Origin of the sequence: Candidatus Planktophila sp. (assembly GCF_046070465.1) — a bacterium.
GTDB lineage: Bacteria > Actinomycetota > Actinomycetes > Nanopelagicales > Nanopelagicaceae > Planktophila.
Map to the genome: position 1 here is coordinate 1 of NZ_JBJTMK010000067.1, position 5,533 is coordinate 5,533.

General features: G+C 50.4%; 5 protein-coding genes. 2 read left to right on the top strand and 3 right to left on the bottom strand.

What is annotated here, in order from left to right; translation table 11 throughout:
* Nucleotides 1–97: 97 nt before the first annotated feature.
* The gene (locus tag ACKOVI_RS03220) at nt 98–1,075 is read right to left on the bottom strand and encodes a FecCD family ABC transporter permease (RefSeq protein ID WP_509602592.1); all 978 of its coding nucleotides are present in this window, start codon (nt 1,073–1,075) and stop codon (nt 98–100) included.
* A 100-nt stretch (nt 1,076–1,175) separates the two neighbouring features.
* A complete protein-coding gene (locus tag ACKOVI_RS03225) occupies nt 1,176–1,994 on the bottom strand; it encodes a heme/hemin ABC transporter substrate-binding protein (protein WP_509602593.1) in 819 nt (272 codons plus the stop codon).
* A 96-nt stretch (nt 1,995–2,090) separates the two neighbouring features.
* On the opposite strand from ACKOVI_RS03225, the gene ACKOVI_RS03230 reads away from it, so the two are divergent.
* Together ACKOVI_RS03230 and ACKOVI_RS03235 are read left to right on the top strand one after the other, a co-directional pair.
* Nucleotides 2,091–2,567: a hypothetical protein gene (locus tag ACKOVI_RS03230; RefSeq protein WP_509602594.1), complete on the top strand. Its 477-nt coding sequence runs from the start codon at nt 2,091–2,093 to the stop codon at nt 2,565–2,567.
* Nucleotides 2,568–2,591: 24 nt separating this feature from the next.
* Complete coding sequence (locus tag ACKOVI_RS03235) at nt 2,592–3,563, top strand: hypothetical protein (RefSeq protein ID WP_509602595.1); 972 nt, start codon at nt 2,592–2,594, stop codon at nt 3,561–3,563.
* 2 nt (nt 3,564–3,565) lie between these two features.
* On the opposite strand, the gene ACKOVI_RS03240 is transcribed toward ACKOVI_RS03235, so the two are convergent.
* Nucleotides 3,566–5,533: ATP-dependent DNA helicase (locus tag ACKOVI_RS03240; protein ID WP_509602596.1), on the bottom strand; the 1,968-nt coding region annotated here is incomplete at its 5' end.

Consider the following 5,533-nt stretch of genomic DNA (forward strand, 5'->3'; position numbering starts at 1 on the left):
CCGATAATTGCGGTGATCGTATTGCGAGCGATGTGTGCTGAGAAGTTTTCGAGCACCTTATGTGCACCATAAGAAATAGATATCTGTTTGATATCAATCATCGCCACACCTCAGAGTTCTTACGTAACATCACAATCAACATTGGCGCTCCAATGAGAGATGTAATGAGCCCGATAGGAAGTTCATACGGGGGCACGATTGTTCGAGCAGCAGTGTCTGCAATCAGCAACAAGCCAGCACCAATTACTGCAGAACCAATAATGAGTGGGCGATTGGTAGGACCTATCAAATAACGAGTGATGTGCGGTGCTGCAAGTGCGAGAAAAGCTATCGACCCCACTGCGCTCACGGCGGTTCCGATTAATATAGAAATAACAATGAATGCACCGAGGCGAATAATTCGTGGATTCAAGCCAAGGTGCCGTACTTCCCTATCGCCTAAAACCAAGAGATCCATCCGCTGAGATATCGACCAACCGATAACGGAGACTATGAGAACGATTGGCGCTAAGACATCTACCGTCTGTGAGTTTGCCAGCGATAGCGAACCTAGTGACCAAAATGAAATGGAACGCGCTTCTGGTCTGTTGCCCATTGTGATGAGTAGCCCTGAAATTGAACTGATCAGAGCTGACGCTGCAATACCAACGATTACCAATTGCATGGCACTCTTTGCAAGTGAGAATGTGATCAGCGAGGCAATTAGTGCTCCAGCAACAGCAAAAATAGTTACTTGAAAGGTTCCTATTGTTGCGATTCCACTGATTACTGCGATGACTGCTCCTAATGAAGCTCCAGCAGAAGTTCCGATAATGGATGGATCCGACAGCGGATTGTTGGTTGCAGATTGCGAAAGAGCACCGGCAACTCCGAGTGCCATGCCCACTAAGAGAGCTGAGATTATTCGTGGGAATCGAATTGCCCAAATAATCTGATGTTGATTTCCTTCAAGAGATGGATGTAGGACATAGCGCCACGGAGACTCAAGCGACGCGCTTCCAACCGTCAGTGAGAAAAGGGTAAAAAGTGCAATAAAAGCGATGATGGCCAGCAAAAGTATGCGCCGAGATTTCACACCCATCATTTCTTCACCTCGCCCACTGCTTTATTGAGCAGAGTGAGAAGACTAGGTGTTCTGGGTCCAAATGAGAGAAGTAGTGAGTCATCTACTGCAATTACCGCTCGATTTTTCGCTGCATCCGTCTGAGCAACACCCGGAAGAGCCAATAGGCCGTTGACTCCCCAACGGATTCCAACCCTTTGCTCATCACTAGGAGAATCTGAGGATTTACTGAAGCAAAGCTCTCGCTCGTGAGTGCAGTAAACGGTGTGGCGCTCATCTGAGATCCCACATCAACAGCTCCGATACTCGAAATAATCGAATCAGCGCCAGATCCTTTACCCCCTAAGAGATAAATTGAATTTCCTCCGCGTAAGTAGAGAAAGGCAACTCTGGCAGCGCTCTTCCGCTCTGTTGCCAGAGGTGCAATTGCCTTTTCAATTTTTGACTGTAGCGCTGCGCCTGTTTGCGGCGTTCCGATAGCAGCGGCGACGCTGGCGATTTTCTGTGAGATTCCCGCGACATCCCACACTTCGTTGATGGTAACGAGATTAATTTTCGCTGCTCGCAGAGCCTCGATCGCCTGAGTAGGACCTACCGCTCCATCGATAATTACCAAGTCGGGATTGAGTGCGATGATCTTCTCTGCAATCACTTGATGTCCTGAGGTGACAATCGGCACCGACTCCAGAGCTGGTTCGGTACTAGCAATATCTCGCCCCACTAAAATCTTCTTAAAACCGAGTGCGTCGATGATCTCTGCGCTGCCATTTGCCAAGGCGACTACTCGGGACTTGTGGGCGGTTTCATTGAGGGCAACTCGGGCAGTGGTGACATCTTTGACGGAAATGGTCAGCGCATCGACTGCGCTCTGGCCGCACCCTGAGATGAGGAGAAGTCCCAGCGCTCCGGCGACTATTACCCCTCTCTTCATGGGTCTATTTTCGCAGATAGCGAGCGGGGCGAGAGCCGACAGAATGGTGCTCGCTGTCGGATAAAAATAATGTGAGTGCTCTCTATCCTCAGCCTCATGCGTTCCGCGATCATTGCCCTGGTTACAGGGATATTGCTTGCTCCGGCACCTGCCCAAGCTGCACCCACTGCATCACTTGCCAATGGCTCCACCATTTCAATTCCACAAAAAACATTTACCCGAACCACCGTTGTGACCGTAACCGGTAAAGGTTTTGATGAGACGGTGGGCATCTACCTCGCATATTGTCTTGTTCCCAAGAAGGGCGAAGCCCCAACTCCATGCGGGGGCGGTATCAATAAGAGCGGAACCGGCGAATCTTCCTATTGGATTTCATCTAATCCACCACCGTATGGAATCGGTCTCGCGATTCCATTTACCGCAGGCGGGCGATTTACCGAAAAGCTCAAGGTAACTCGCATGTTAGGCAAATACGATTGCAAAAAAGTCAGATGTGCAATCACCGTTCGATCCGATCACCTTCATGAAGGCGATCGCACCCATGACATCTTTATCCCGATTACATTCAAATAAAATAAGAAGAGAGTCGAGTAAATAATGAAGAAGATAATCTCCATAGTTGTACCGATGGCCATTGCTATCAGTGCCTTCGCCACAGTAACTCCTGCATCTGCTGCAACTTTCACCTGGTCGAGTCAGCCACTGACAAACCTCAAAGCAGAGGGTGCAGTAATTCATGGTGGATTCACTGCCTTCCCAACTAAGGGCGGGCTCTATATTTCACAATGCGCCGCTCCAGAAACAGCTGGCGCCCGTCCGAGCAACTGCGCAAATCTCCTCTGGGTCAGCGCCAATGGCGAGCAGGGATCGGTCTCCAACAAGAGTGATATCTCATTTACCCTCAAGGCAAAGTTCACCGGAAAGACTGGTCCAGTTGATTGCGCAGTAACTGGTTGTGGAATCTTCTTCCAGCTTGCCCATCCTCTGACTGCAGATACCTCGGAAGATACTTATCTGCCGATCACATTTGCTGCAGCTACTTCTTCAGCACCAGCGCTGACAGCTGATTCAATTTCACTTACTCTCAATGGTGCCCCGCTCACTAAGAATGTTCCTGTAAAGGTGGGATACCGTGCAAAGGCCCTTGTGCAAGCGACATCAGCTTCAGGATTGCCAGTGACACTTGCCTCATCAACGACTGACTGCACGCTAGTAAATGGCGTTCTCACCGCTCTCAAGGGAAGTGGCTACTGTGCAATTGATGCCGCCACAGCTGGCGATGCGAAATATGAAATCGCAAAGGCAAATTACCCACTGATGCTCATTCCAGGTACCCAGAGCATTGGAATCACTAAGTTCTCCATCAAACGAGGTGCCACCAAGGCACTACCTGCCACCACAAACTTTGGTGCAGACATCACTTACTCCTCAAATACCAAGGGCTGTCGGGTTGAGCTCAATGTCATCAGCGCAGTAAGTGGAAAGAGCTGTGTCCTCAAGGCAACTGCACCAGCAAAGGCAGGTATGTGGGATGCCCTTAAAGTCACTATCCCAGTAACAATGAAATAAAACTATTCACCCATTGATTGAGCAAGTCGTTTGAGAGATTCTCGAACGACTTGCTTGTCATTGGTGCGCCAGAGCGGTGGCATTGAATTGAGTAGAACACTTCCGTATCGCTTCGTCACAATACGTGAATCCATGATGGCAACAACTCCGCGATCATCTATGCTGCGGATTAATCGACCTGCACCTTGAGCCAAAAGCAGTGCGGCACGGGGTACGGAGACGGACATAAATCCACTTCCACCGGCGTTATCTGCCAGCGCCGAACGCGCAGCCAGAACCGGTTCATCGGGACGCGGAAATGGCAGTCGATCAATGACAACCAAGATGCAGGAATTTCCAGGGACATCTACGCCTTGCCACAGTGACATTGTTCCAAGAAGAACCGAAGTCTCATCCTTAGCAAAACGTTCTACAAGCGGCGCAACCGCATCGCCACGTTTTTGAGTGATGATAGAAATTGGACGTTCTTTCAAAACATCGCGCAGATGTGCATCAGCTACTTCAACTCCACGCCATGAGCTAAAGAGCGCCAAGGTACGACCTCCAGCAGCATCAATGAGCTCGCCGAGTTCTTCTAGTACCTGTGGCGAAGTTCCATCTCGAGTGGGTTCAGGTAAATGCTTAGGTAAATACAACATTCCTTGATTGGCAAAATCAAATGGCGATCCCACATCCAAGAATTGGACATTGCCTGGATCAATCTCATCATCATCGACTTCTTCATCAGCCTCATTGCCCACAACAAATCCGATGCTCTTTGCCATCGCGTCAAAGCCGTTGCCAACTGTCAGAGTCGCAGAGGTAGCAATTACAGGACTTTGTGTCAGCAAATTACTGCGCAGCACATGAGAGACAGAGAGCGGCGCTAAGTGCAGCGTTGAAAATGTTGGTTCGTACCAGAGCACGTGGGTATCGCCCATCTTCAATAACTTACCTGCTGTTGTTGCAATCTCTTGAACTGCGCCCTTCACGCGTGCCCGCTCTGCCAGCGCATCGGGATCTAGAATCTCTTCATCTGATGCCAGGGATTGCACAATGGCAGTAGCTGTCTCCTTGATTTTGCGTACAGGATGTTCGAGTGACTGAGGTATTTCTTCCAACCGACCTTGGCGAGCGAAGTCGCCCTTGACGTCTTCTCCGTAATCTGCCATTGCATCATGAAAAGAATCAGCCGCGTTGGTAAAGGCATCAGATAACTTGCCAGACATGTATTTGCGGGCCATGGCAGCAGCGCGTTGTACGCGTGCCGATGTCAGCTCTTCCGTGACAGCCTGAGTCGTACGGTCCATAAACTCATGGGCTTCATCGAGAATGACTGCATCGCGCTCGGGCAGAATCGGATGATTGTCGACGATTTCAATTGCGAGCAAGGTGTGGTTGGTGACTACAACATCAGCATCTTGCGCCTTTGCTTTTGCCTTCGCCGCAAAACATTGCAATCCATAGGCACACGAGTCAGCTCCCACACATTCACGACCCGATAGCGAATTAGCGGCCCAGACTCGACGATCGACTTCGGGAGCATCATCGCGATCACCCGATACATCTCTGCCGCGGGCCCAGGCATGGAGGCGCTTGGCATCTTTCTCTAGAAACGAGGCCTCCATCAACATCTCTGAATCAGGATCCGGTTCTTCAGAGTTCATCTTCGCAAGGCAGATGTAATTGCCAACGCCCTTATAAATCGCATAGGTAATGGGGCGTCCCAATTGTTTCTCTAGCGCGGGAACCACTGCAGGAAGATCGCGTTCGACCAATTGACGTTGCAGCGCAAGCGTTGCTGTCGCGACCAAAACTTTGCGGCCGTGCACCAAGGCAGGAACAAGATATGCCAACGATTTACCGGTGCCAGTTCCCGCTTGGACCATTAAGTGATGGCGGTCGGTCAGTGCATTAGCCACCGCCTCTGCCATCTCGATCTGGCCCTCACGGGGCTTTCCGCCGATTGCAGCTACGGCAGCGTCCAGCGC

Coding starts and splice junctions, on each gene's coding strand:
- ACKOVI_RS03230 (WP_509602594.1), top strand. CDS start 2,091: ATGCGTTCCGCGATCATTGCCCTGGTTACAGGGATATTGCTTGCTCCG.
- ACKOVI_RS03235 (WP_509602595.1), top strand. CDS start 2,592: ATGAAGAAGATAATCTCCATAGTTGTACCGATGGCCATTGCTATCAGT.
- ACKOVI_RS03225 (WP_509602593.1), bottom strand. CDS start 1,994: ATGAAGAGAGGGGTAATAGTCGCCGGAGCGCTGGGACTTCTCCTCATC.